This window comes from Kribbella sp. NPDC004536 (genome assembly GCF_042873835.1).
Lineage (GTDB): Bacteria > Actinomycetota > Actinomycetes > Propionibacteriales > Kribbellaceae > Kribbella.
In genome coordinates this window covers 982700-1008463 of record NZ_JBIALY010000003.1, presented here as the reverse complement: position 1 = coordinate 1008463, position 25764 = coordinate 982700, and the positions used below count along the sequence as shown (strand labels likewise).

Annotated in this window: 26 protein-coding genes; 13 read left to right on the top strand and 13 right to left on the bottom strand. The window is 70.0% G+C overall.

What is annotated here, in order from left to right; translation table 11 throughout:
• Positions 1-44 precede the first annotated feature (44 nt).
• Positions 45-734, top strand: coding sequence for an NAD-dependent epimerase/dehydratase family protein (locus tag ACFYRU_RS30165; protein ID WP_387664578.1), 690 nt, complete (start codon positions 45-47; stop codon positions 732-734).
• Positions 731-1249, top strand: a complete 519-nt coding sequence (locus ACFYRU_RS30160; RefSeq protein ID WP_387664576.1) for a GNAT family N-acetyltransferase — start codon at positions 731-733, stop codon at positions 1247-1249. The genes ACFYRU_RS30165 and ACFYRU_RS30160 overlap by 4 nt, the downstream gene beginning before the upstream one ends.
• 64 nt (positions 1250-1313) lie before the next feature.
• On the opposite strand, the gene ACFYRU_RS30155 is transcribed toward ACFYRU_RS30160, so the two are convergent.
• On the bottom strand, positions 1314-2333 hold the full coding sequence (locus ACFYRU_RS30155) for a LacI family DNA-binding transcriptional regulator (RefSeq protein WP_387664573.1): 1020 nt from the start codon (positions 2331-2333) through the stop codon (positions 1314-1316).
• Between the two features lie 124 nt (positions 2334-2457).
• Here ACFYRU_RS30155 and ACFYRU_RS30150 point away from each other — a divergent pair, with 124 nt between their 5' ends.
• A complete protein-coding gene (locus ACFYRU_RS30150) occupies positions 2458-3585 on the top strand; it encodes a mandelate racemase/muconate lactonizing enzyme family protein (RefSeq protein ID WP_387664571.1) in 1128 nt (375 codons plus the stop codon).
• On the opposite strand, the gene ACFYRU_RS30145 is transcribed toward ACFYRU_RS30150, so the two are convergent.
• Together ACFYRU_RS30145 and ACFYRU_RS30140 are read right to left on the bottom strand one after the other, a co-directional pair.
• Positions 3546-4718, bottom strand: a complete 1173-nt coding sequence (locus ACFYRU_RS30145) for a glycosyltransferase 87 family protein (RefSeq protein ID WP_387664568.1) — start codon at positions 4716-4718, stop codon at positions 3546-3548. The genes ACFYRU_RS30150 and ACFYRU_RS30145 overlap by 40 nt on opposite strands.
• A 64-nt stretch (positions 4719-4782) precedes the next feature.
• Positions 4783-5172, bottom strand: a complete 390-nt coding sequence (locus ACFYRU_RS30140) for a PPOX class F420-dependent oxidoreductase (RefSeq protein ID WP_387664566.1) — start codon at positions 5170-5172, stop codon at positions 4783-4785.
• A gap of 80 nt (positions 5173-5252) precedes the next feature.
• Between ACFYRU_RS30140 and ACFYRU_RS30135 the strand changes: the two genes are divergently transcribed.
• Complete coding sequence (locus tag ACFYRU_RS30135) at positions 5253-5672, top strand: nitroreductase/quinone reductase family protein (RefSeq protein ID WP_387664564.1); 420 nt, start codon at positions 5253-5255, stop codon at positions 5670-5672.
• A 2-nt stretch (positions 5673-5674) separates the two neighbouring features.
• Here the strand turns inward: ACFYRU_RS30135 and ACFYRU_RS30130 are convergent, their stop codons facing one another.
• Complete coding sequence (locus ACFYRU_RS30130) at positions 5675-6820, bottom strand: Gfo/Idh/MocA family protein (RefSeq protein ID WP_387664561.1); 1146 nt, start codon at positions 6818-6820, stop codon at positions 5675-5677.
• A gap of 125 nt (positions 6821-6945) precedes the next feature.
• Between ACFYRU_RS30130 and ACFYRU_RS30125 the strand changes: the two genes are divergently transcribed.
• From ACFYRU_RS30125 to ACFYRU_RS30095, 7 genes are all read left to right on the top strand, one after another.
• The gene (locus ACFYRU_RS30125) at positions 6946-7599 is read left to right on the top strand and encodes a response regulator transcription factor (protein ID WP_387664559.1); all 654 of its coding nucleotides are present in this window, start codon (positions 6946-6948) and stop codon (positions 7597-7599) included.
• Entirely contained in the window at positions 7590-8858 is a 1269-nt protein-coding gene (locus ACFYRU_RS30120; protein ID WP_387664557.1) for a sensor histidine kinase, read from the top strand. Before ACFYRU_RS30125 ends, ACFYRU_RS30120 begins: the two co-directional genes overlap by 10 nt.
• A gap of 63 nt (positions 8859-8921) precedes the next feature.
• A complete protein-coding gene (locus tag ACFYRU_RS30115) occupies positions 8922-10175 on the top strand; it encodes a hypothetical protein (protein WP_387664555.1) in 1254 nt (417 codons plus the stop codon).
• A 79-nt stretch (positions 10176-10254) separates the two neighbouring features.
• Complete coding sequence (locus tag ACFYRU_RS30110; protein ID WP_387664553.1) at positions 10255-11169, top strand: ABC transporter ATP-binding protein; 915 nt, start codon at positions 10255-10257, stop codon at positions 11167-11169.
• Positions 11166-11996, top strand: coding sequence for a hypothetical protein (locus tag ACFYRU_RS30105; protein WP_387664551.1), 831 nt, complete (start codon positions 11166-11168; stop codon positions 11994-11996). Before ACFYRU_RS30110 ends, ACFYRU_RS30105 begins: the two co-directional genes overlap by 4 nt.
• A 52-nt stretch (positions 11997-12048) precedes the next feature.
• Positions 12049-13302: a sensor histidine kinase gene (locus ACFYRU_RS30100; protein ID WP_387664548.1), complete on the top strand. Its 1254-nt coding sequence runs from the start codon at positions 12049-12051 to the stop codon at positions 13300-13302.
• The gene (locus ACFYRU_RS30095) at positions 13302-13967 is read left to right on the top strand and encodes a response regulator (protein ID WP_387664546.1); all 666 of its coding nucleotides are present in this window, start codon (positions 13302-13304) and stop codon (positions 13965-13967) included. Before ACFYRU_RS30100 ends, ACFYRU_RS30095 begins: the two co-directional genes overlap by 1 nt.
• 4 nt (positions 13968-13971) lie before the next feature.
• Here the strand turns inward: ACFYRU_RS30095 and ACFYRU_RS30090 are convergent, their stop codons facing one another.
• From ACFYRU_RS30090 to ACFYRU_RS30075, 4 genes are read right to left on the bottom strand one after another with little or no spacing between them, the layout of a single operon-like run.
• A complete protein-coding gene (locus tag ACFYRU_RS30090; protein ID WP_387664544.1) occupies positions 13972-14877 on the bottom strand; it encodes a decaprenyl-phosphate phosphoribosyltransferase in 906 nt (301 codons plus the stop codon).
• Positions 14874-16052 carry a hypothetical protein gene (locus ACFYRU_RS30085; RefSeq protein ID WP_387664542.1) on the bottom strand — a complete coding sequence of 393 codons (1179 nt, stop codon included), beginning with the start codon at positions 16050-16052 and terminating at the stop codon, positions 14874-14876. Before ACFYRU_RS30085 ends, ACFYRU_RS30090 begins: the two co-directional genes overlap by 4 nt.
• Positions 16049-16756: an SDR family NAD(P)-dependent oxidoreductase gene (locus tag ACFYRU_RS30080; protein ID WP_387664539.1), complete on the bottom strand. Its 708-nt coding sequence runs from the start codon at positions 16754-16756 to the stop codon at positions 16049-16051. Before ACFYRU_RS30080 ends, ACFYRU_RS30085 begins: the two co-directional genes overlap by 4 nt.
• Complete coding sequence (locus ACFYRU_RS30075) at positions 16753-18120, bottom strand: FAD-dependent oxidoreductase (protein ID WP_387664537.1); 1368 nt, start codon at positions 18118-18120, stop codon at positions 16753-16755. Before ACFYRU_RS30075 ends, ACFYRU_RS30080 begins: the two co-directional genes overlap by 4 nt.
• Positions 18121-18250: 130 nt before the next feature.
• On the opposite strand from ACFYRU_RS30075, the gene ACFYRU_RS30070 reads away from it, so the two are divergent.
• The gene (locus ACFYRU_RS30070; protein WP_387664535.1) at positions 18251-19627 is read left to right on the top strand and encodes a sensor histidine kinase; all 1377 of its coding nucleotides are present in this window, start codon (positions 18251-18253) and stop codon (positions 19625-19627) included.
• 39 nt (positions 19628-19666) lie between these two features.
• Positions 19667-20344 (top strand): response regulator transcription factor, encoded by a 678-nt coding sequence (locus tag ACFYRU_RS30065; protein WP_387664532.1) that lies wholly within the window; start codon positions 19667-19669, stop codon positions 20342-20344.
• Here ACFYRU_RS30065 and ACFYRU_RS30060 read toward each other — a convergent pair.
• From ACFYRU_RS30060 to ACFYRU_RS30040, 5 genes are read right to left on the bottom strand one after another with little or no spacing between them, the layout of a single operon-like run.
• A complete protein-coding gene (locus tag ACFYRU_RS30060; protein ID WP_387664529.1) occupies positions 20317-21069 on the bottom strand; it encodes a response regulator transcription factor in 753 nt (250 codons plus the stop codon). The two genes, ACFYRU_RS30065 and ACFYRU_RS30060, sit on opposite strands and share 28 nt — an antisense overlap.
• Positions 21070-21109: 40 nt before the next feature.
• The gene (locus ACFYRU_RS30055) at positions 21110-23767 is read right to left on the bottom strand and encodes an FtsX-like permease family protein (protein ID WP_387664526.1); all 2658 of its coding nucleotides are present in this window, start codon (positions 23765-23767) and stop codon (positions 21110-21112) included.
• Positions 23764-24438 (bottom strand): ABC transporter ATP-binding protein, encoded by a 675-nt coding sequence (locus ACFYRU_RS30050; protein ID WP_387664524.1) that lies wholly within the window; start codon positions 24436-24438, stop codon positions 23764-23766. The genes ACFYRU_RS30055 and ACFYRU_RS30050 overlap by 4 nt, the downstream gene beginning before the upstream one ends.
• Complete coding sequence (locus ACFYRU_RS30045) at positions 24435-25100, bottom strand: ABC transporter ATP-binding protein (RefSeq protein WP_387664522.1); 666 nt, start codon at positions 25098-25100, stop codon at positions 24435-24437. The genes ACFYRU_RS30050 and ACFYRU_RS30045 overlap by 4 nt, the downstream gene beginning before the upstream one ends.
• Positions 25100-25753 (bottom strand): hypothetical protein, encoded by a 654-nt coding sequence (locus ACFYRU_RS30040; protein WP_387664519.1) that lies wholly within the window; start codon positions 25751-25753, stop codon positions 25100-25102. The genes ACFYRU_RS30045 and ACFYRU_RS30040 overlap by 1 nt, the downstream gene beginning before the upstream one ends.
• Positions 25754-25764: the final 11 nt, after the last annotated feature.

Sequence of the window (25764 nt, the reverse complement as noted above, 5' to 3'; positions counted from 1 at the left end):
CGGATGTGCCAGCATCTGAGTCGTCCTCAGGAGGTGGGAACGCGGTGCGGGTTGTCGTCACCGGTGCGGCCGGAAACGTTGCGCAGCAGGTACTTCCGGCGCTCGAGCAGCGGTACGAGCTCCGGCCCGTCGACCTGGCCGACGGCGATCTGAGCGACGCCGCCGTCGCCGGGCGACTGGTAGCCGACGCGGATGCGATCGTGCACCTGGCCGGCAACGCCCAGCCGAGCGCGTCCTGGGACGAACTCTTCGCGCCGAACATTGTTGCCGTTGCCAACATTCTGGCGGCGGCGCGGAAGAAACGCGTGGTGTTCGCCAGTTCGGTCCATGCCGTCGGCCAGTACCGCGAAGGCATCGTCGACTCCCACAGTCCGGCCGCGCCCTGCTGTTCGTACGGAGCGAGCAAGGCGTACGCCGAAGCCGCCGCGAACTCGCATTGCTACCAGTTCGGTGGTTCCGCGATCTGCCTTCGGCTCGGTGCCTGTACGCCGGAACCGCCCGCACTGGATGCACTCGAGCACTGGCTTGGTCCGGAGGACCTGCAGCAGTTGGTGATCCGCGCCCTCGAGACACCGGTGCGGTTCGCGATCGTGCCCGGCATCTCGGCGAACACCGGCAGCCGATGGTCGACCGCCAACCCGATCGGGTACAGCCCTACCCAGGACTCGGCGAACCACCGGCACCTCGTCGAGACCGCCACCGGATGGGCAACCTGTGAAGGAGCAGCGGTATGACGATCGAGCTGATCGCCGAGACGGACCTGACCGAGGAGCAGGACGCGCCACTGCGGGAACTGCTGGCGAAGGCGTTCCCGAAGCGCGCCGACCACTTCCGCCGGCAGTCGTGGTGGCTGGCGCGACCGCAATGGCGGTTGATCCTCAGCGACGGCGGCGTACCCGTGGCGCATCTCGGGATCGAACGCCGCCGGGTCGGCGTCGGCGACGAGGACGTGTACGTCGCCGGGATCGGGCATGTCTGTACGGATCCGGCGTACCGCGGTCGAGGTCTCGGCGTCGAGCTGATGGCCCATCTGCGGGGCGTGCTACCGGCACCGTACGGACTGCTCACCTGCTCGCGTGAGGTCCAGGGCTTCTACGAGGCCGCGGGCTGGGTCGAGGTCGCGCCGGGCGTGACGATGACGAACGTCTACACCGGCGAGCAGATCGAGGACGTCGGCCATCCTGCGATGGTCCTCGGCGACGGCTTTCCGCCGGGTCGCCCGATCGATCTGCGCGGCCTCCCCTGGTAGGACCCTCTTGACCGGCCGGCTGAGGAAGCAGCCCCCGAGCTCCGTGCTTCCTCGGCCGGTCTACCTAGTGGTCCTGGTTGGGCAGCGGTCTGGACGGCCAGTGCACCTTGGTCGTCGCGGGTCCGGTCGACTCCCGGACGATGAGCTGGGTGTCGACCTCGACCGGTGCGGTGTCGGCCTTGTCCCCGGACTGGATGACGTTCAGCAACAGGTCGACCGCGAGGGCGCCGATCTCGTCGACGGGAATCCGTACGGTGGTGAGCCGCGGACGGCACAGCGACGCGACGAACGTGTCGTCGACGCCGACGACGCTGATGTCGCCCGGAACGGACAGGCCACGGTTCGCCAGCTGCTGCATCAACCCGATCGCGACCAGGTCGTTGTTCGCGACGGCCGCCGTGACGCCGTGCGCGGCGACGATGTCGGCGGCCTGGATGCCGCCTTCGACCGACTGCGCGAACGGGCCGAGCTCGACGAGTTCCATCCCGAGCGCCTTGCAGGTACGACGGACCGCCGAGCGGCGGTGCTGGTTCGACCAGACGTTGCGCGGGGCGTTGACGTACGCGCAGCGGGTGTGGCCGAGGGCGTACAGGTGCTCGACCGCCTGCCGCATCCCGTCCTCGCTCGACGCGACGACGGTCGGCAGACCGCCGGCGCTCCGGTTGACGAGGACCGTGGGAACGCGTCCGGCGATGTCGATCAAGGTCTCGGCGGGCAGCCGGGACGACCAGAAGATCAGCCCGTCGACCTGCTTGGACATGTCCGCGACGGCCTCGGCCTCCTCACCGGAATGCGCGTCGCTGTCGGCCAGGTAGATGCCGTAGTTGCGGGACCGTGCGCGGCGCTGAACAGCCTTGATCATCGGCGGGAAGAACGGGTTGACGATGTCCGGCACGATCAGCCCGACCGATCCGGTCCGGGTCGACCGCGGCGCCGGGTCCGGGACGTAGCCCAGCCGCTCGGCGACCTCCAGCACGTGTGTGCGGGTCGCGGCGTTCACCCGGTCAGGCATGCCGAACGCGCGCGACACCGTTGCCTTGGACACCCCAGCCTCTGCTGCGACGTCCGCGCTGGTCACCGCCATTGCGACCTCCTTTTGCTGCTAGAGCCTGCCGCGCGGCCGGGGAGCGAGTCAAGACGGTTCCGGAAACCATTGGCAAAGTTGCTGCAACACGACAGAATCAGCGGCAGTACCAGAGGAGGCTGAGGTGCGGATCGCAGATCTGTGGTTGACCGCGGTGCCGACGCACGGGCAGGACATGCTGCTCGTCGTCGCCGAGACCGACGAGGGCGTCCGGGGCGTCGGCGAGATCGGCGTCCGGACGTCGTACGGCGTGTCCCGGGCCGTGCTGAAGCATCTGCAGGACGTACTGATCGGGGCGGACGCGAGCCGGATCGAGCACCTGTGGCAGGTCATGAGCCGGGGCGACTTCTTCCCCGCCGACCGCTCGGCCGCGGGCGTGATCGCGGCGATCGACATCGCGCTGTGGGACCTCCGCGGCAAGGCGTACGACGTACCGCTGTACGAGCTGATCGGCGGGCGGGTCCGGGACTTCGTCACCTGCTACACCCACGTCCACCCGGAAGGGCACGACACGGACGCGCTGGTGGAGAGCGCATGCGGACTGGTCGAGGACGGATGGCGGCACCTGCGGCTCGCCGTACCGGCCGCCGGCGACGTACTCGAACCGCGGCAGGCGATGCGGGTCGCGATCGAGCAGTTCCACGCCGTCCGTGATGCCGTCGGCAACGACATCGAGCTGATCGTCGACGCGCACACCCGGCTGGACCCGCCCGACGCGGTCATGTTGTGCCGCGAGATCGAGCTGTCCCGGCCGTACTTCGTCGAGGACGCGGTCCGCTCCGAGGACGTCGAGGCGTACCGGATGCTGCGGGCGCGGACCGGCGTACCGCTGGCGGCCGGCGAGCAGCTGACCTCCAAGTGGCAGTTCCGCCCGCTGATCGAGGGCGACCTGATCGACTTCGCCCGGATCGACCTGGGCATCGCGGGCGGGATCACCGAAGGCCGGAAGATCGCCGCGATGGCCGAGGCCCATCACATCAAGGTGGCCACGCACAATCCGCTCGGCCCGGTCTCGACCGCCGCCGCGATGCACTTCAACCTTGCCTGCAGCAACTTCGGTGTCCAGGAGATGCCACCGAGCTTCGAACACGACGCCGTCGAGCACCCGCACGTACTGGACCGCGGGCGGCTGACGGCGCCGCGCCGGCCCGGGCTCGGCGTCGAGCTCGACTTCACGAAGGTGGACGAGCCCGGCGAGCCGGTGCGGATCCCTCAGGTACGGCGGCTCGACGGCTCGTTCACGAACTGGTGAGTCAGTACCAGACGTTTCGGCCGAAGCTGCGTCCAGAGGAACACCGCCGCGCCGAGCCCGAGCCAGAGGTAGGCGTTGCCGGCGAGCTGTTCCCACAGGTTCCAGCGGAGCTCGCGGTTGTCGCGGCGCGGCGGCCACCAGATCGGAGCCACGACGAACGCGAGGTACCACAAGCCGGCGACGGCGATCCGCCGGCGGCCGTCGAAGCATGCGGCCAAGGAGATGCCGAGCGGCAGCATCCAGACCCAGTGATGACTCCACGACACCGGTGAGCACAGCAGGCTGATCAGCCCGCACACGGACAGCGCCGCGAGACGCCGCCCGCTGAGCCAGAGCGCTCGCGACAGCCAGAGGCCGGGGGCGGCTGTCAGTACGACGGCACTGATCCAGACGATCCCGCCACCACCCAGGTCGCCGGACAAGCGGGCCAGGAACCCGTTCCACGACTGGTTCCCCGCGTACGCCAACCCGCCGATCCTGCTGTGATCGTTGATGATCTCGGTCCAGTACCGAAGCGCCGTCCGCGGCGCGATCAGGAATCCGGCCGCGACCGTACCGAGGAAGGCCGCCGACGCGCGCAGGCAGGCCTTGCGCTGCCCGGTGAACAGGAGGAACGCGACGAACACCAGCGGCGTGAGCTTGATCCCGGCCGCGATGCCGATGCCGATCCCGCGGCCGCGATGCTTCAGACCGAGCGCGTCCGCGAGGATCAGCGCACAGAGCACGAGGTTGATCTGCCCGTACGACAACGTCTCGCGGACCGGCTCGAGGAGCGCCGACGCCGCGACCAACGCGACCATTGGGCCGACGGTCGAGGCCGGCAGGCAGACCTTCCAGATCAGCGCCAACGCGACCAAGGACACCACGATCGCGAACGCGTACGCGACCGGCCAGGGCAGCAACGCCACCGGAATCATCAGCACCGCGGCGAAGATCGGATAGGTGAACGGCATCGAGATCGTGGCCGGATGGACGTCGTACAGCTGCGACGGGTCAGTCAGCACCGTCCAGCCGCCGGCCCGATACACCTTGAGGTCCGCGCCGGTGTGGCTCCAGGTCAACACCAGCAGGGCACCCGCGACCAGCACAACTACTGCCGTCAGCCACCTCGGCCAACCGCTCCCCCGCCCCATCGACACTCATCGATAATTACATTCACCAGGTAACAGAAACCGGTTCCTATGTTTCGAAATCCCATCAGTGGCTGACGGTGCGGCTCGATCGGGGGCCGTCGAGGCCCCAGCTGACGATCCGGGCCGGGGTGATCCGGATGACCTGTCGCGAGAAGTACGGCACCGGTGGCTCGACATCGCTCAACGCCACCGCCGTACCGCGGACCTCGATCCCCCGCACCACCCACGGGTCCACCGACGCAAGATCGTCGACGACGAACGCCACGGTGCTGCCCCGCTGCACGTTGCGGAACTTCTTCGAAGCGCCCAGCGCGTGCCCACCGATGACGATCACTCCGTCGTCCAGGAAGAAGTTGACAGGGTTGTTCTGGACGGCACCCTGCGCGGAAACCGTGGCCAACCGGCCGAGTCGCTGCGTGCCCAGGTACTCGAGTTCTGCCGCTGTGAAAACCATGCCCGAAGTATCGAACCCTGCCCCTGAGGTCAAGGCAAGTCGCGGGGCATACCTTGGCGGGTGAAGGTGTTGTGGCGGGTATGAGTGACTTCAATCAGCAGACGATCGATGAGTTCCGCGCCAACGAGGGCAAGGTCGGTGGGCCGTTCGACGGGGCTCCGTTGGTGCTTGTGCACCATGTCGGACGGAAGAGCGGCCGCGAGTTCGTGGCGCCGATGATGTATCTCGCGGACGAGACGGATCCGCGCACGATGTACGTGTTCGCCAGCAAGGGCGGCGCCCCGACGAACCCCGAGTGGTACGCCAACCTGGTCGGCGCCGAGAAGGCAACCGTCGAGGTCGGCACAGAGACGTACGACGTCAGCGTCCGCGAGGTGACCGGCGCCGACCGCGACCGCATCTACACCGAACAGGCAAAGCGCTTCCCCGGCTTCGCCGAGTACGAGAAGAAGACCGCCGGCATCCGCACCATCCCAGTCCTAGCCCTCACCCGCAGCTGACCTCAGGTCAGGAATGAGTTTTTGAGGCCCGGTTCTGGGGTGGATCCGTTGAGGGCTTGGTAGAAGGGGTGGTTGGGGGTCAGGTCTGTGCGGTGGAGCTTGGTGGCGGTGATTGACGAGGCGTAGAGGGCGGTGACGAACTCCATTGTGGGGCGGGTGCTCGCGAGGGTGGTGCTGTGCGGGCGGCCGGACAGGAGGTCGTCGACCAGTTGGGTGAGCTGTGCCTCGTGGTTGCTCGGCACGTCCTCTCCGGCCGATGCCGTCCACGGGTCGTCGGACGCGACCGCGTCTGACGGAGCCTTGCGGACGCCGGGGTCGAGTCCGAGGGTCGCCGCCTTCGCCGCGTCCGGGGCCGGGTGGAACGTCCAGTCCTTGTCGGAGTACCCGTAGACGTGGTTCACCTCGAGCGTCCCGCCGGTCGTGTCGATCCGGATCCGGCTCAGCTCCCGCGGCGACAGCAGGCTGTTGATCACGGTCGCGACCGCACCGCTCTCGAACACCACCGACGCCAGCGACACGTCCTCGAACTCCACCGGCCGGTCCAGCCGTACGGCGGTCGCGTCGATCGTCCGCCACGGCCCGAGCAGATGCAGCAGCAGGTCGATCTGGTGGATGCCGTGACCGAGGGTCGGCCCGCCGCCTTCGCCGACCCAGGTGCCACGCCATTCCGGGTCGAAGTAGCTGACCGGCCGGTACCACAACGTCTCGCACACCGCGACCAGCGGCCGCCCGAGCGCACCGCGTCCGAGCAGGTCCGCGGCCCGCAGACCGGCGGACCCGTGGCGGTGCTGGAACACCACGGATACCGAGCCTTCGCTCGCCGCTTCGGCGCGAACTACCGCGTCCAGCTCGGCCAGGCTCAGCACCGGCGGCTTCTCCAGCAGCACGGACTTGCCCGCGGCGAGGATCTCGATCGCGAGCTCCGCGTGGCTGCCCGGCGGCGTCGCCACCGAGACGAGCGCCGGCTCCTCCGTCGCGAGCAACTCGGCCACGCTCGGGTAGGCACGCCCGCCGTACTTCGCGACGAACTCCTCCGCCTTCCCGAGGTCGATGTCGGCCGCACCGACGAGCTCGGTCCGTCCGGTGTTCGCGTACGCCTCGGCATGCCGGCGGCTGATATTGCCACAGCCAACGATCGCAACCTTCATCGGGCGGCTCCCCACAGTTCGTGTACCGGTCCCACTCGAACGTACCCGTGCGCGCTCTCGCTACACAGCACGCTCGAACTGAGCTTCTCAGGATCCGCTCAAGATGACGTCGGTACGGTGCGCGGATGGCGAGAGTTGCTGTCTGCGAAGACGACCGGGCGTTGCGTGGCGTACTGCGGCGCGCGCTGGAAGGAGACGGCCACTCGGTCGTTGCCGCTGCCAACGGTCGTGAGCTGCTCGCGCAACTCGCACCGGCGCCGCAGGCGGTCGTCCTCGATCTGGGGCTTCCGGACGCCGACGGACGGGACGTCTGCCTGGCGTTGCGGGCGCACGGGGTGGATGCGCCGGTGCTGATGCTGACAGCGTTGAGCGGGCTGCAGCACAAGGTGAGCGGGTTCGAGGCGGGCGCCGACGACTACCTGACGAAGCCGTTCGACGTTCCTGAGCTGCTCGTCCGGGTCCGGGCGTTGTTGCGGCGTACGACGGTGAGCGTGACCGTCGATGAGGTGGTGCTGGACCCGGCCAGTCATGAGGTACGGCGCGGCGCGGACGGTGCGGCGTTGACGCCGACCGAGTTCCGGCTGCTCGGGCGGCTGATCTCCGTGCCGGGCGAGGTCGTCCGGCGGCATGCACTGGTCGCCGCCGGGTGGCCGCACGGGGCGTACGTGAGCGAGAACACGCTCGACTCGTACCTGCGCCGGCTGCGGGTGAAGCTCGATCGGCTCGGGATCGCGGCGCGGGTCGCGACCGTCCGCGGCGTCGGGTACCGATGGGACTGACCGGTTTCCGCGGGCGGATCGTCTCGCTCGCCGTACTCACCGCGACGCTCGTGGTCGCCGTACTCGTGGTGCTCAGTCACGTGTTGCTGACGCGGGCGACCGAGGCGGACACGCGGACGCTGGCGCGGACCCGGGCCGAGGCGGTCGCGGCGACGGTCGAGGTCGTCGGCGGGAAGCTCCGCCTGCTCGAGGGCACCGGGGATGCGTTCGACACGGTCGCCTGGGTGTACGCCGACGGCCGGCTGGTCGACGGTGTGTTGCACGAACCGATCGCGGAGTTGGTGGAAAACCTTGGTCGCGCCAACGGTGCCGCCTTCGTGACTACGCCGCGGTACTTGTTGTACGGCGCTCCGCTGCCCGTGCAGGGTCGTCATGTGGTCGTGGTGGTGATGGTGGATCTCGCGCCGTACGAGAGCTCGGAGCAGCGCAGTCTGGTGATGTCGCTGATTCTCGGTGCGCTGGCGATCGCTCTGGCCGGGGTCGTCGCGTACGTCGGCGTGAGCCGGGCGCTGCGCGTCGTACGGCGGATGTCCGCGCTGGCCGGCGAGTGGGGTTCGCACGATCCGGGGCGGAGGTTCCGGATGGGGCCGCCGCGGGACGAGTTCGGCGAACTGGCGCAGACGTTCGACCGGCTGCTCGACCGGGTCTCCGACACCATCGCCGACGAACGCCGCCTCACCGACGAGATCGCCCACGAACTCCGCACCCCACTCTCCGTCCTCCACGCCGAGGCCCAACTGGCCGAACTCACCGGCACCCAGGTCGAGCCCCAACTGGTCCGTACCGAAACCGATCGCCTGAGCACTGCCGTAACCACCCTCCTGGACGCGGCCCGAACCCGCCTCCCCGAGGAAGCAACCTGCCACCTCGCAACACCCCTCCAGAACCTCGCGCACACCTACAGCACGACAGGCGGTCTGGCGGGTGGTTTGGCGGGTGGGGTTGAGGTGGCGGTGCCTTCCGCTGTGGTGTTGGCGGTGTTGACGCCGCTTCTTGACAACGCCGTGCGGCACGCCAGCGCAGACGTCTTCCTCGCCGCGGAAGTGCAGGCCGAGCATGTGCTCGTGCACGTGTTCGATGACGGGCCGGGGTTTCGGGAGGACGAGGTGGATCAGGTGTTCACGGCGGGGCACAGCCGGACGGACGGGCACGGGCTGGGGTTGGCGGTGGTGCGGCGGATCGCGACGGCGGCCGGTGTCGGTGTTCGGGCGATTGCGGACGGCCGCGGTCACGTCGAGGTGCGGTTCCCGCGGCGCTGAGGTACCTCCTGCCTATCGGGACAGTCAGGTTGTCTGCAGGTTGCGCGCGCCAGGGTGGCCGGTATGACTACCAACACCGCACCCCGCACGGCCGCGCCGAAGGTGCTGCTGAACAAGGTGCCCGAGGTCACCATCTGGTTCTGGTTGATCAAGATCCTCTGCACGACCGTCGGCGAGAGCTTCGCGGACTGGATCAACATGCAGCTCGGCGTCGGCCTGGTCGCGACCGCGGTGATCTTCACCGTCGTGTTCGTCGCGGTGCTCGCCTGGCAGGTGAGCACATCCCGCTACAAGCCGGCCGCCTACTGGCTGACCGTCGTGGTCGTCAGCGTCACCGGCACCCTCTACACCGACATCCTCACCGACCAACTCGGCGTACCGCTCTGGATCAGCACCTCGGTCTTCACCGTCGCGCTCGCCGTCGTCTTCGGCATCTGGTGGGCGCGCGAGCACACCCTCTCCATCCACAGCATCGTCAGCCGCCCGCGCGAGGGCTTCTACTGGCTCGCGGTCCTGGTCACGTTCGCGCTCGGTACGGCGGCCGGCGACTGGACGCTCGAGCTGACCGGCTGGAGCCCGGGCGTGTCCGTACTCCTCCCGCTCGCCCTGATCGCGATCATCGTCGCCTGCTGGCGGATGGGCGCGAACCCGGTGCTCGCGTTCTGGCTCGCGTACATCCTCACCCGTCCGCTCGGCGCGAACCTGGGCGACTGGCTCGCCTCCCCCAAGGTCCCCGACCAGGGTCTCGGCCTCGGTACGCTCGTCACCAGCCTGATCTTCCTGGCCGCGATCCTGGCGACCGTGGTCTACCTGACGCTCACGAAGTCCGACGTGATCGAGGACCACCAGCGCCACCAACGGACCCCGAAGTACCACCGTCCGGGCCGCGAGTGGCCGATGGTCGGCGTGATGACAGCGGCCGCCATCGCCGCCGGCGTCCTGCTCAACTGGGCGTCCGCGCAACCGCACGCGAACGCCGCCGCCGAGGGCGAAGGCGAGACGCCGAAGTCGAACGTCCACCTGACCTCCCAGCAGGCGCTCGCGCACTTCCCCGCCGCGGACGTCGCGACCTTCCGTACGCTGGTGAAGGGCATGGACACCGCGCTCGCGAAGGGTGACCAGACCGCGCTCAACAAGGGCGTCGACGCGTACGAGAAGGCGTGGGACGACGACCAGGACAAGCTCCAGCCGCTCGACGGCAAGGCCTGGGACTTCATCGACGGCCAGAACGACGCGCTGTTCAACTCGGTCCGCAAGACGAAGGATCCGGGCGCCGAGAAGGCCGCGATCGCAGCCCTGCTGAAGACGTTGGCGTAGTACCGCGGTACGACGCGACCGCCGAAGATCAGGCCCCGGTACTACGGTTCCGGCGGCCTGGTCTTCCTACTTTGGCAGCATGATCGAAGCGAGACAGCTGACGAAGCAGTACGGCGAGACGACCGCGGTCGACGGACTGGAGTTCACCGTCCGGCCGGGCGCGGTGACCGGGTTCCTCGGGCCGAACGGCGCCGGGAAGTCCACGACGATGCGGATGATCATCGGCCTGGACGCACCCACCAGCGGGTCGGTGACCGTGAACGGCAAGCACTACCGGGAGCATCCGTCGCCACTGCAGGAGGTCGGCGCGCTGCTCGAGGCGAGGTCGGTGCATCCGGGCCGCTCCGCCTTCAACCACCTGCTGGCGCAGGCCCAGACCCACGGCATCCCGCGCCGCCGGGTCGACGAGGTGATCGAGCTGACCGGCCTGCAGTCGGTCGCGAAGAAGCGGGCCGGGCAGTTCTCGCTCGGGATGGGCCAGCGGCTCGGCATCGCCGGTGCGCTGCTCGGCGATCCGGCGACCGTGATGCTGGACGAGCCGGTCAACGGCCTCGACCCCGAAGGCGTGCTCTGGATCCGGAACCTGCTCACCCAGCTCGCGTCGGAGGGCCGTACGGTCTTCGTCTCCTCGCACCTGATGAGCGAGATGGCGCTGGTCGCGGACCGGCTGATCATCGTCGGTCGCGGCCGGCTGCTCGCGGACACCAGCGTCGACGAACTGGTCCGCCAGGCGGGCGGCGACGCCGTACGGGTGGCCACTGCGGACGCGGCGCGACTGCGCGACGTACTCGCACGGCCGGGCGTACAGATCGTCGGTACAGGCTCGGAGGAACTGGAGATCACCGGCCTTTCGGCACGAGCGGTCGGTACGACGGCGGCCGAGCACGGCATCGCCTTGTACGAGCTGACGACCGTGAAGGTCTCGCTGGAGCAGGCGTTCATGGACCTGACCCGGGACGAGGTCGTCTATCACGGCAAGGAGCTCGCGGCATGACCACGACGGCTGTTGCAAAACCGGCTACCACCAAGCCTGCGTACCGGGTCACCGGATCGCACGTACTGCGTTCAGAGACGACGAAGTTGTGGTCGCTGCGGTCGACGTGGATCACGCTCGGGCTCGGTCTGTTGTTCTTGGTTGCCTTCGGCACCATTGCGGCGCTCCGATACCACTCGGGGATCACCTCCGGGCGGCAGCTGGATCCGGACTTCGCCGATGCGACCGGGCTGAGCCTGTCGTTGTTCGGCGTACCGCTGTCCCAGCTGGCGCTCGGGGTCCTCGGCGTGCTGGTGACGGCGGGTGAGTACTCGACCGGGTCGATCCGCTCGACACTCGCGTCGGTGCCGCGGCGGTTGCCGGTGTTGTGGTCGAAGGCAACGGTGTACGGCCTGGTCGCGTTGGTGATCGCGCTGGTCGGAACGTTCGTGACGTTCTTCATCGGCACCGGCATCCTGCACAACACACCTGCCGCGATGACGATCAGCACCGCGGGTGTCGTTCGCAGTCTGCTCGGCGCGACCGTCTATCTCGGACTGATCGGCGTCATCGGTGTCGCTCTCGGTGCGTTGCTGAGGTCCGTGGCCGGGGCCATCTCCGCGCTGGTCGGTGCCCTCATGCTCGTCCCGGGGCTCGTCTCGCTGCTGCCGAAGTCCTGGCGCAACTCGATCGAGCAGTACCTGCCGAGCAACGCGGGCGAGTCGATGTACTCGCTGCACCACGCGCCGCACACGCTGTCGCCGGGCGCCGGGCTGCTGGTGTTCGCGGGGTGGACGGCGTTGGCGCTGGCCGGGGCCGCCTGGCGGTTGGCCCGCAGCGACGCCTGAGCCGGAGCTGAGAAGGACTGTCCTGATGGTGATCGACGGTCACAATGGAGTCGTGAGTACGGTGACTGGCGAAGACGCGTTGTGGCGGCACCCCTGGGTGGTCCGCCTCAGCCAGGTCGCCCGGCGGCTCCGCCGGGCGGACCGCGCCGTCCCGTGGGCGCTCGACACGCTCGTGGTCGTCGTCGCCATCGTGCTGTTCTGCATACCTGACCTGGTGCGCGGCACCGACCCACGCGAGCTGGCCGGCGTCTTCACCCGGCTGCCCCTCTGGGGTCTGATCGCGCTCCAGGCGGGCCTGGTGCTCCCGCTCTTCGTACGGCGGCGCGCACCGATGACCGCCTTCGTACTGACCGCGACAGCCTTCACCGTCCAGTGGTCCTTGCTGGTCTTCCTCCGGGCGGACGTCGCTCTGCTGATCGCGCTCTACAGCCTGACTCTGCACAGCTCTTTGCGCCGGCTCCTGTGGGCGTGCGCGATCACCCTGGCTGTCTTCACACTCGCCATCAAGCGGATCTCGGTGGTCGCGGCGGTGGCCGAGATCGCGTTCTTCCTGATCAGCGCGATGACCGCCGCGATCGCGCTCGGCCTGGTGGTCCGGATCCGGCGCTCGCAGCTCGCCGGTCTGCGGGACCGCGCCGCCCGGCTGGAGATCGAACGGGACCAGCGCGCGTTGCTCGCGGTCGCCGGCGAACGGACCCGGGTGGCCCGCGAGATGCACGACATCCTCGGGCACAACCTGTCGGTGATCATCCGGCTCGCCGACGGCGGCGCGTACGCGGCCCGGGTGAACCCGGAGCGGACCGTCGAGGCGCTCACGCTGATCGGCGAGACCGGACGGGACGCGCTCAACGACCTCCGCCGTACGCTCGGAGCCCTGCGCGACGAACCCGCCGTACCGGAGCTCAGCCCGCAACCGGGGATCGCCGACCTCGACGCGTTGTGCGAGCGGATCCGGGCCGCCGGTCCCCGGGTCAGCTATCGGACCGCCGGCGAGTTCCCGGCCGACCGGGGTCTCCAGCTCGCCGCGTACCGGATCGTGCAGGAGGCGCTGACGAACGCGCTGAAGCACGCCGGGCCGGAGACCGAGGCGCAGGTGTCGCTCGAGGTCGTACACCAGCAACTCCGGATTCAGGTCGAGGACTCCGGACCGCTCGGCATACCGCCCGGCACCACGGAGGACGCCGGCCAAGGCCTGATCGGTATGCGGGAACGGGCGGCGCTCTATGGCGGCGTCGTCCGGACCAGCCGTACCCGTACCGGCGGCTGGCGGGTGCAGACCGAGCTCGATCTCTCCCCGAGGACCTGATGACGACAGTACTGATCGTGGACGACCAGCCGCTGCAGCGCCTGGGCCTGCGGATCCTGCTCGAGTCCGTACCCGAGACCCAGGTCGCCGGCGAGGCCGGCAGCGGCTCGGAGGCTGTCCGCCGAACGGCCGAGCTGCGTCCCGACGTCGTCCTGATGGACATCCGGATGCCCGGGATGGACGGCATCGAGGCCACCCGGCAGATCGTTGCCAGCGGCAATCGCTCGCGGATCCTGGTGCTCACCACGTTCGACCTGGACGAGTACGCGCACGCCGCGCTCCGGGCCGGGGCGAGCGGGTTCCTGCTGAAGGACGCCCGGCCGGAGGAACTGCTCGGCGGGATCCGCGCGGTCGCGGCCGGTGACGCGATCATCGCGCCGGCGCTGACCCGGCGGCTGCTCGACACCTATGCGCTCCAGGTCCCGCGCGGGACCCGCGCGGACGACGACGACCGGCTCCGCGGACTGACCGAACGTGAGCGCGAGATCCTGGTCGCGATCGCGCACGGCTGGACCAACCCGGAGATCGCCGGCCGGCTGCACCTGTCCGAGTCGACGGTGAAGACCCACGTCGGCCGCGTCCTGGCCAAGATCGGCGCCCGCGACCGGGTCCAGGCGGTGATCTTCGCCTACGACATCGGCCTGGCCGCACCGAACCCGGCATGACCGGTCAGGCGAAGTAGAGGCCGACGGTGAGCAGGACGGTCCAGGTGAGGCCGGCGGTGAGCAGGACGCGGTCGCGGAAGATCTCGTGTTCGGGCTCCTCGCCGCGGCCGGTGGAGACGAGCAGGGCGTAGCGGAGCAGCCCGGTGAAGAACGGCAGGAACGAGACGGCGAGCAGTTCTCGGTGGACGTCGTGGCCGAGGTACTGGAACGCCCACATGCCGTACGACAGCGCGGTCCCGAGCAATGACACCGTCATCACTTGATCGAGCCACGAACTCGGGTACGCCGCCAGTACGGGCCGGCTGACCGCGTTGCCGGCGGCGAGGTGCTCCGCCTTGCGCTTCCCGGTCACGAGGAACATCGCACCGAACAGCGAAACCAGCAGGAACCAGTGCGACACCGGCAGTCCTGCCGCCGTACCGCCTGCTGCTGCGCGCAGCACGAATCCGAGCGCGACGACGACCAGGTCGACGACCGCGATGTGCTTGAGGCCGGCGACGTACAGCACCTGGGCGACGAGGTAGGCGGCCCCGAGCGCGAACGTCTTCCAGCCGAGACCGCTGACGACCGCGAGCCCGAGCAGCGCGGACGTCGTACCGAAGGCCGCTGCCGTCAGCGGACTCAGAGCGCCGGCTGCGACCGGGCGCAGCTGCTTGCGCGGATGTCTGCGGTCGTCGGGAGCATCCCGGATGTCGTTGAAGGCGTAGATCGCGACGGCGAGCAGGACGAACCCGACGGCGGCGATCGCCGCCTCCAGCACGACGATCGGCGACTCGAGCGCGCCGGCGGCGGCTGGTGCGGCGAACAGCATGACCGACTTGTGCCACTGCTGTGGGCGGCTGAGCCGGAACAGCGCATGCGCCGTGGACTCCCGCTGCCGGACCGGAACCGGTACCTGGACGCCGGTCATTTCGTGGTCACGTAGAAGAAGTCGCGCTGGTCGTCGACCAGGTAGCGATCGGCGGGCGGGTTCATCGAGTTCAGCAGCCGGCGGCTGGATACCGTACCGTTCGGTCCGGGCTGCTCGAGGTTGAAGCTCACGATCGCCGGGTGGATGTCGAGCTCCATCCCCTGCACGATCCCGGCCTGGTGCATCGCCGCGGCCAGCGTCGCGAGCGTGAGCTTGTTGCCGGCCACGTAGATCAGGTTGCCGTGGGCATCCGTTCCGAGCCCGGACCGCCAAGTGTACTGGAACTGGCTGCGCGTGGTCCCCCAGGTACCGTTGGCGTTGATCGTCAGATTGTCCGCGATCCGGCCGTCGGCAATCAGCGGATCCAGGTTCTGCCGGACCGCGACCACGTCCGGCGTCATCCGGATCGTCCGGTTCCAGGTGCCGATCCGGGCGGAGCCGTCGCGGAAGATCACCACCGACGCGCGGCCGTCGACGAGGGGTACCGCCGACGACTCGGTGGTCCACCAGCCGCCGTGCGAGTCCTTCATCTTGAAGCCGGCGTTGAAGGTGGCGATCAGGGCGGACCGGTCGGACCGCGGTACGGAGTACCCGTTCCTGGACTTCATGCCGACGATCGGCTCGCGGGTGCCGGGCATCAGGTGCAGGTGGTAGGTGTCGCGCGGCAGCAGGGCGGCCGCGGCCGAGACGGGCAGGTGGGCGGGATCGGCGCGGAACCAGGTGGTCCAGAGCAGCGGAGTACCGGAGGCGGACTGCCGCGCGACCGACCAGGCCCCTTCGTGTGCCAGCGGTGTGGCGCCCGCGAGGAGCTGCACGGTCGGCAGCCCAGCGGTGGCCGGGTCGGCCGTCGCGCCCGGCGTGGTGGTGCCCCGCCCGGTGGTGCCGCCCCTGGTCGTCGGCAGCGGAATCGCGTCCGGCATGGTGGTGTCGGCCGGGGTGCCGGTCGCCGGCGGCTGTTGGTGCGAGTACTTCCAGGTCTCGATGGTGTCGATGATCGGGCCGCCGCCGTGGTCCCGGAACCATTCGACCGTCCGCACGCTGAAACTCGCGCTGCCCGGGTACAGCAGAGCGCGGACGTACGACACCGCTGGAACCACCAGGAGCAGACAGACGACGAGCGCGATCCACCGCTTCCGGAACCGGCGCGGCCTGCGTTCGCGTGCGTTCTGTTTCATCGCCATCCCGCCGGAAGTAGTTTGCGTGGCAGCAGACCGAGGACGCGTACGGCGAGGCCCATCACGCCGGGCACCCACACGACCGTCCGGTGTGCGTCGACCGCCGCGGCCACCCGCCGCGCCACGTGCTCCGGATCGGTCGCCAGCGGCGGCTTCGGCAACCCGGCGGTCATCCGTGTCGTCACGAAGCCTGGCCGGACGACCAGCAGCCGGACGCCGGACTGTCGACCGAGCAACAATCCGGTCGAGTCCGCGAGTTGCTTGCCCAGCGAGTACGCCGCGATCGACGTCCGCGGCCGGACCGCGGCCGCCGACGACAACAGCACGATCTGCTCCGGTCTGCGGCGTACCAACGCCTGGAGCAACAGTGACACCGCAGTTCCGTTCACCAGCAACCCTTCCGCGAAGGAGGTGGCCGACATCGATCCGACCGCGACGATCGCCACTTCCAGTGGATGTCCGGCGCAGGCGTCGTCGAGCAGCTTGTCGAGGGCGTCGTCGTCGAGGGCACCGCCGAGCGTCGCGTCGTACTCCGCCGTCGACACCGGGAACCCCGCGTCGCGGAGTTTCTCGGCATTGCGCCGCAGCTCGGCGCTCATGCGGCCGGCCAGGATCACCTGGCGCGGCGCGGGCCCGAGCAACTGCATCAGTACCGCCATGCCGATTTCGGAGGACCCACCAACGAGCAGTAAGGACCCGGTCATGACAGCAGCCCGAGGCGTTCGGCCAGCCCGGACGTCCAGCGCCCGGCCGGGTCGAGCCGTCGCTGGGTGCGCCGCCAGGTCGGCAGGCGTGGGTACATCAACGGAATCAGCTCCGGATCGGTCACCGCGTCCTTCGCCAGGTAGACCCGGCCGCCGGCGCCCGCGACGAGCTTGTCGAGCGGCCGCAACGTGCCCAGCCGGCGTGCGGGGAGGTCGACGGCAAGCGTCCAGCCCGGGATCGGGAACGACAGCGCGCCGGCCGTACCGAACCCGAGGTTCTTCAACGTCGCGAGCGCGGGCGGCAACCCGTGCCTACCGAGGTAGGACAGCACTTCGTGGATCGTCCCGATCTCGTCGGCCGGTACGGCGAACTGGTACTGCACGAGACCGCCCCGCCCGAAGGCAGCCGGCCACGCGTCCGCACGATCGAGCGGGCACAGGGCATCGCGCATCGCGACGAGCTGCGAGTTGGCCGACCTGCTCAAGTGCCAGCGCGCCGCCGACGCGGCCGCGATCGTGGTGTTCGACACGACTCCTCGCCCGGGCAGCGACCGGCGGTAGCGCGCGCTCGGCGGCCGCGTCTCGGGGAACGGCGCGACCGCGCCCGGGAGGTCCAGTGTGCCGGCGCCGTAGTACTCGTCGACGATGCCGCGCCCGGGCGCCGAACCGCGCGCGTCCAGCCAGGCGATCGCGTACCGTTCCGGATCGAGCTCCTGCCGTCCCGCGGCCGCCCGCATCGCGTCCAGGGTCTCGTCCAGCGAACGGGTCCGGCGCCGGTTCCTGATCATCCAGCCGGTGTCGACCCGCTGCAACTGGATCGCCGCGCGCAGGATCACACCGGTCAACCCCATCCCGCCGATCGTCGCCCAGAAACCGTCGGGATCCTGGCCCGCCGACAGCTGGACGATCGTGCCGTCCGAACGCAGCAACGCGAGCCACACCACGTGCTGACCGAACGATCCCGCGCCCGGATGGTTCTTCCCGTGCACGTCACACGCGATCGCGCCACCGACCGTGATCCGCTCGGTCCCCGGCACCACCGGGAGCTTCCAGCCGATCGGGAGCGTCTGGTCGATCAGGTCCTTCAGCAGCGCACCAGCCTCGACGACAACCACCCCGTTGCCCTCGTCGAAGGAGACGATGCGGTCGAACTCCGTCAGCTCCAGCACCACCCCGGGACCGCCGGAGCCCGGCAGCGCTGCGTCGCCGTAGCTCTTCCCGGCGCCGCGCACAGTCAGCCGCGGCTCGGCCGTCACCAGGTCGACCAGCCCGCCGTCGAATGTCGGCCGCCGCACCTCACACGTACGGCGGATCGTCCGCCCCCAACCGGACAAGGTCCGCGGGCCGGACTTTTCGTGTGTCACCTTTTCGACGCTAGGCACGGTGCCCTTAGAGCGTGCTGAGTCAGCGATTCTCCGGCACTCAGGCGTCACTCAGTCGATTTCCGCGACACTGGCGGACACCATGATCTGAGAGGGAGCGCTCCACTTGCTGGTGATCTCGCGGCTTCGCCGTGCCAGTGTCCGTAGCCGGTCCGCGGCCGCCGCGGTCGTGGTCGTCGCTGCCGCGATGGCGCTCGGCGCGGCCGTACTGTTGCTGCTCCTGCAGCGCGCGCTGATCACCGCCGCGTCCGACGCCGCCGACGGCCGGGCGGCGGACGTCGCCGCGCAGGTCGGTTCGGAAGGCGTCGAGAACCTGCACAGCTACCTCGCGAAGACGACTCGCTCGAGCCAGATCGTGCAGGTACTGGACAGCTCCGGGCGGATCGTCGCGGCGTCGTCGGCCCGCGCCGAGTCGGCTCCGCTCACCGGGCTGCGGCCGGCGAACGGGACGGTACAGCGCGCCGAGGTCGGTGAGATGCCGTTGCTGGACGACGATCACGACTACCTGGTCGTTGCGCGAGGCATCGAGTACGGCGGTACCACGTACACGGCCGTGGTCGCCGCGTCGATCGAGACGCAGCGGGCGACCGTCGCCACGGTCACGCAGTACCTGACGATCGGGTTCCCGGTACTGCTGTTCGTGGTCGGGCTGGCGAGCTGGCTGCTCACCGGGCAGGCGTTGCGGCCGGTCGAGCGGATCCGGACGCGGGTCCGCGGGATCGAGTCGAGCGATCTGACCGAGCGGGTACCCGTACCGCAGACCGACGACGAGATCGCGCGGCTCGCGGCGACGATGAACGAGATGCTGGACCGGTTGCAGGCGGGGCAGGCGAACCAGCGGCGGTTCGTCGCCGACGCCAGCCACGAGCTGCGGTCGCCGCTGGCGACGGTGTCGGCCGGCCTCGACGTCATCGAGCCGTCGGCGCGCGGCGCGACCTGGCAAGGACTGCATCAGCTGATGACCGGCGAGACCGAGCGGATGCGTCGGCTGGTCGAGAACCTGCTGCTGCTCGCGAAGGCCGACGACGCCGCGCTGCCGATGCACCGTACGGACGTCGACCTCGACGACCTGGTCGAGACCGAGGTCGTACGGCTTCGCTCGGCCGGCCGGCTGACGGTGGTGGCCGACGTACGGCCGGTCCGCGTCGTCGGGGACCGGCTGCGGCTGACCCAACTGATCCGCAACCTGGTCGAGAACGCCGCGACCGCGGCACACACGACCGTACGGCTGGGTACGACGGAGAGCGACGGTCGCGCCGTGCTGACCGTCGAGGACGACGGCGACGGGATCCCCGCGGCGGAACGCGAGCGTGTCTTCGAACGGTTCGTCCGCCTGGACACCAGCCGCGCCCGGGCCAGCGGCGGCTCCGGGCTCGGCCTGTCGATCGTCCAGGAGATCGTCAAAGCTCATCACGGAACTGTCACACTGGCCCCTGCCGCCTCACAGGGCACCGTCGCTACCGTCACGTTGCCACTTCCTGCGGATTGACTCAGGTTGCTCTCAGCGAATTGGGCCGACACTGGGACCATGCGGGTGCTGATTGTCGAGGACGAGATTCCTCTGGCCGAGACGGTTCGGCACGGGCTGACCGAGGACGGGTTCGTGGTCGAGGTGGTGCACAACGGTGAGGACGCCGTCTGGGCCGCGACCGAGAAGCCGTACGACGTGATCGTGCTCGACATCATGTTGCCGAAGCTGAACGGGTACAAGGTGCTCGAGCAGATCCGCGAACGCGGCGTCTGGGCGCCGGTGCTGATGCTGACCGCGAAGGACGGCGACTACGACCAGACCGACGCGTTCGACCTGGGCGCCGACGACTACCTGACCAAACCGTTCAGCTTCATCATCCTGATCGCCCGGCTGCGCGCGCTGATCCGCCGCGGCGCGCCGGAACGCCCGGTGGTGCTGACCGCCGGCGACCTGCACCTGGACCCGGTCCGGCGCCGGGTGGAGCGCGGCGGGAAGGAGATCGTGCTGACCCGCCGCGAGTACGGGCTGCTCGAGTTCCTGATGCGGCACCGCGGCGAGACCGTCAGCAAGACCGAGATCCTGGACAGCGTCTGGGACCCGGCCTTCGAGGGCGACCCGAACGTCGTCGAGGTCTACATCCGCTACCTGCGCCGCAAACTCGACGCACCCTTCGAACGAAACGCCATCCAAACCCTCCGAGGCATGGGCTACCGCCTCGATCCCGACGGCGGCTGAGGCGTGCGCGTCGCAGGTGGATCCAGGCGATAGCCATGACCACGAAGGGTCGACACGGTCGGCAGGCGTAGCGACGGTACGGCGGCCCGCGCGGCCTCCAGGCGCCGGCGCAGTGCGGCGATCGTCACATCGAGAGTCTTCGTCGAGCCGAACCAGTTCTCGTCCCAGACCGTCGCCATCAGGTCCTCGCGGGAGACCGCGGCGCCGGCGTTCAGCGCCAGCGTCTCCAGCAGCTCGTACTCCTTCGGGCGCAGCGGCAGCTCGGCGGTCGCGACCAGGCAGCGGCGGGCTGCGGTGTCCACGGTCAGGTCCGCGATCGCGACCGGGCCCTCGACCGGCGGCGCCGGGCGGCGCCGCAGGTGCGCCCGCAGCCGTGCCAGTAACACGGTCAGGCTGAAGGGCTTGACCAGGTAGTCGTCGGCTCCGGCGTCGAGCCCCGACACGATGTCGATCTCCTCGCCGCGTGCGGTCAGCATCACCAGCAACAACGCCGGCAGTTCTGCCCGCAACGTCCGGGCGAGATCCACCCCGTCGGCGTCGGGCAGACCGAGGTCCAGGAGGACGACCTCGGCCCGCTCCCGCCGCGCAACGGCCAGGCCTGCCCGCCCGGTACGCGCCCAGAACGTCTCGTACCCGCTCCCGGTCAGCGCCCGCTCGAGCAACCGCCCGATCCGGTCGTCGTCCTCGACGACGACCACGGACGTACGTTCGGCCGTGGACTTCACACCCCCGACCGTAGGACGGCCCAACTGAGAACGGGCTGAGTCACAGCTCCCGCAGCTCCTCGACCGCGGGCCTGGCCGAGGAACGTGCGCTCGCCAACGCACCGACGGCGATCGCAGCCACCGCCACCACGACGGTCGCCGACAGGTACGGCCACGGCACCGCGGCCGCCGACGGTGGCGGATCGAACACACCGGTCAGTACCTTGATCAGCATCCCGGCCAGCCCCCACGCCATCAGCGCACCGCCGGTCAGGCCGCCGATCGTCACCGCCAGCGCCTCGCCCAGCACCAGCCCACGCAGCTGCCACCGGCGAGCGCCGAGAACTGTCGCGATGGCGAAGGCGCGGCGCCGTTCGGCGATCCCGAGCGCCAGCACCAGGCCACCCGCACCGGCCGCGATCAGCACCGCGAACGCGAGCTCGAACCGGGTCAGCCCGGCCAGATCGACCGACGTCAGGCTGGATCCGACCTGCGCCCGGACCTGGGTCAGATCGGTCACCTTCGCGGAGTCGCCGAGCGTGCTCCGGACGGCGGCCGCGACCGCTGCCTGGTTCCTGCCGCCGGTGTCCAGCAGGAACGACCCGATCGCATCGCTACCGGTCGCCTTGGCGACGTACGCCGCGTTCGCGACAAAGAAACTGTCCCGCGGCGCGGTCGGGAACTCCTTCACGATCCCGGCATAGTGGAAGGCCACGGCCCGGAAGCCCTTCGTCCGGCTGTCCTGCAACCGCAGCCGGATCAGGTCCCCGGGCGAGAGCTGGAAGTCCTTCACGGTCTCGTCGCTGACCAGGATCGCGTCCGGCCGGTGCGCCAGCTGCCGGAGCAGCGATCGCGCCGTACCGCCGGCGAAGTACGCGTCCTGCAGCGCGGTCGAACCGGCGATCGTGTCCGGCCGTACACCGTAGAAGTCCTGCAGGTCCGACCCGACGTACGCGAGCCGGTGCTGCAACGGTTCCACCGAGCGCACTCCCGGGATCGCGGCCAGCGCGGTACCGGCGTCCGGGCCGGCGACGACTCCGGGTGACTCGGTGACGGTGACGTCCGCGCCGTTCGTCAGCACCGCATCGGCCTCGGCCTGCTGTCGGTAGGTGGCGTTGAACGTCGCCGTCGACACAGCGAACGAGATCGCCAGCGCCAGCAGTACGACGGACCGCACCAGCGGCGTGCGCTGCCGGGACATGCTTGCGGCGGTCGTCCGCGCCAACCGCCCGGTCAACGGCCGGACCAGTACGGTCAGCGCGCCGCGTCCATGTGCCAACGCCAGCGAGGCGAGGCGCCACAACAACAGCGCTCCGCCGATCCACAGCAAGGCCGGCCCGAAGAACGCCCAGTAGGAAACGGAGATCTGCGGTACGCCCTCGGGCGCGAGCACCAGCGAGTAATTGTTGGCGCTCGACGCCCGGAACACCAGGAGCGCGACGATCAGGCAGCCGAAGTCGAGCCCGGCGCGCATCCACAACGGGTTACCGACGCGGTCGACCTGACGTCGCGCGGCGACCACGCTGCTGCCGCGCAGGTCACGGACCGCGGGCAGGAGCACCGTCAGTCCGGCGATCAGCAGACCGGCGCCGAACGCGATCGCGAACCACAGCAGCGTGGACCCCGTCCCGGCCCCGAACGACGTGCTGCCGAACGCGGTCCGCCCGACGATCGCCGCCACCGGCAGACCCAGGGCGCCGCCGAGGACACCGACCAGCGCGGCTTCCAGCGCCGCCAGCCTCAGGACGCGGCGGATGCCGAATCCGCGGACCCGCAGCAACGCCTGTTCGCGCCGGCGCCGGCCGGCTCCGGAGCCGGCCACCGCGGCCGTCAGCAAGGCGGCCAGCACGGCCCCTGGCAGGCCGAGGCAGAGGAACAGGATCTGCGCGTACGCGGCGTCGCTGCGGGCCGCGTCGAGCGCCGCGGCAAGGTTGTCCCCGACCACCGCCGACCCCGCCGACGCCGCCTCCACATTGTGGGCCGCACCAACCACCGAGGTGTAGGCGGCCGCCGGTGCGTGCGGCAGGGCGGCGGTGCGATGCGCGTGGACCTGGGTCGTGATCGCCTGCGGATCCACCGCGGCGACCGGACCCATCAGCCGGGCGAAGCGATCGGCCGGCAGCAGGAGGACGTTGTCCGGCGGCGCGGACGGTTGCGACTGCGGCGGCGCGCCGACCTTCTGGAACAGCGAGTCGGCCTGCGGCAGATCGATCACGCCGTCCACCGTGACCGCTACGGGCGGCAGCCCCGGCCGGCCGATCCGGATCGTGTCGCCCGGCGCCGCATGCAGGTTCGCCGCGGTCTGCTGGGCGAGCAGCACGCCGTCCGACCGTCCGCTCAACGGCCGGATCTCGCCGGGGAACGCGGCGCGATAGTCGTCCGGGAGCCCGAGTACGACACCGGGGCCGGTGGACTGCGTCGAGCCGTCGGCGGTGGCCTGGAATCCCGTCGTACGGCCGAACTCGACCGGCAGTGCCGTCGTGATTCCGGACGCCTGGCGGACCGCGGCCAGGACCGCAGCCGGATCACCGCCCGGCTGTACCTCGACCTGCCAGTCGACGGCGACGGTCGCGATCGCACGAGCGGTCATGGTCGCCTTCGAAGCCGTCAGGAAGGCGCCGATCGCGGCGAGCAGCGCGACCGACAGGCCGACGCCGGCCGCGGTCGCGAGCATCCGCCAGGCCCGGTGGCGGACCAGTCCCCGCAGCCAGAGTGTCATCGGCGGACACCTTCCTCAGCCGGTACGACCAATCGGCCGTCGGTCAGCTGCCACTGCTCGGCCAGCCGTGTCGCGACCGCCGGGTCGTGGGTCGTCACGACCAGCGCGGCGCCGGTCGCGGCCGCGGCCGCGAGCAGTACGTCAAGGACGTGCGCGCCGGTTTCCGCGTCGAGTTGCCCGGTCGGCTCGTCGGCGAGCACGAGCCGCGGGCGCAGGGCAATCGCCCGGGCAACGGCCACCCGCTGCGCCTGCCCACCGGACAACGTGTCCGCGAGCTGATCCGCCAGCGCGGCGACGCCGACCGTCTCCATCGCGGCGACGGCCCGTTGATCGGCCTTGGCTTCGGGTACTCCCGTGAGTACGGCGGCCAGGCCCACGTTCTCCGCCACGGTCAGCGCCGGGAGCAGGCTGGGACCTTGGAAGACGACGGCGATGTCGCGTGACCGTTCGACCGCCGTAGCGCCGAGTGCGGGCCATTCGACGGTCCCGCCGGTCGGGACCTCGAGACCGGCCAGCAGGTGCAGCACCGTCGACTTGCCGGAACCGGACGGACCGGTGATCGCGATCCGCGCGCCCGGCTCGACCGCGCAGGTGCAACCGTGGACAGCGACCACAGCCTGATCGCCGCGCCCGAAGGTGCGCGCGGCGTCGGCACAGCGGACCAGCGTCATGCCGCGATCCTCCCGTCGGACAAGGCGATCACGCGATCCGCAATCCCGGTCACCGCGGCGCTGTGCGTCACGAGCAGTACGCCGCGGCTGTCCTGGGTCCGCGCCCGGATCAGGTCCAGGACGAGCTGTTCGGTCCGGCCGTCGAGTTCACCGGTCGGCTCGTCGGCCAGCAACACGTCGGGATCGTTGCTCAGCGCAACCGCAAGCCCCGCCCGCGCCAGCTCCCCGCCGGACAGCTCCCGCGGCAGGGCGGACGCCCGCTCCCGCAACCCGACCTGTTCGAGCAACTCGTCAGGTCCCGGCCGTTCGCCACTCCTGGTCCGGACCTGGACCAGCTGGATGTTCGCCCGTACGGAAAGGTGGGCGACGAGGTTGCCGGACTGCAGCAGGACGCCGAGCCGGCGGCTGCGGATCCGCGCGCGCTCGGCCTCCGGACGGTGGCTGACCCGTTCACCGCCGAGCGTCACCGCGCCACCGTCCGGTTCGTCCAGCCCGGCCAGGCAGGCGAGCAACGTCGACTTGCCGGAACCGGACGGCCCGACGACGGCAACCACCTCGCCCCGGGCGATTCGCAGACTGACGCCACGCAACGCCGGCGTCTCCTCGTCACCGCAGCGATAGAACCGGTACAGCTCGTGGCAGCACAACACGTCGTCGGTCATCAGGCCCACCGGAAGGAGCCCGAGACGGTCTTCCACGGGTCCACGTTGTCGGCGTTCACCGGACCGATCAGGGTCAGCGCGACCTGCTTGCCGCCGCGGTGGAACAGATACCGTTCGAAGGCGTCGCGGACGACCTTGCCGGTCACCTGGTCCGCCGCGGAGTCGCCCTGGTAGGTGACCAGCACGACCTTGCCCGCCGGCCGGGTGATCTCACTGATCGTGCCGAGTGCGAACCGCGGCACGGTCCGGCTGAGCTCCGGGACGACCGTACTGGTCACCGACTGCGTCGTCGGCGCGACGGACGTACTGGACGGTGTGACCTCGATCCGGTTCAGCTTGTCGGTGAACGACGTGGTGGTCCCGGCCGCGGTCCGCGCCCAGCCTTCCGGCACCTTGACCGAGAAGCCGGTTCCCTGGAACGCCACGAACGCCTGGTTGTCCGGGATGTCACCCGGCGGATTCGACTCGGTCACCACCGGCTTCGAAGACTGCGCCGTCGACGGTGCGCCGGACCGCTCGGGAGGGGTTCCCACTGAGGTGTTCGGCACGCTGTTCGCAGAGGTGCCGGGGGTGGCGGCACCACCGGGTGGGCTGCCGGTGCAAGCAACCAGGACGACGGTGAGCGACAGCGTGAGTACCGGCCGGATCTTCATGCGTTCGACGC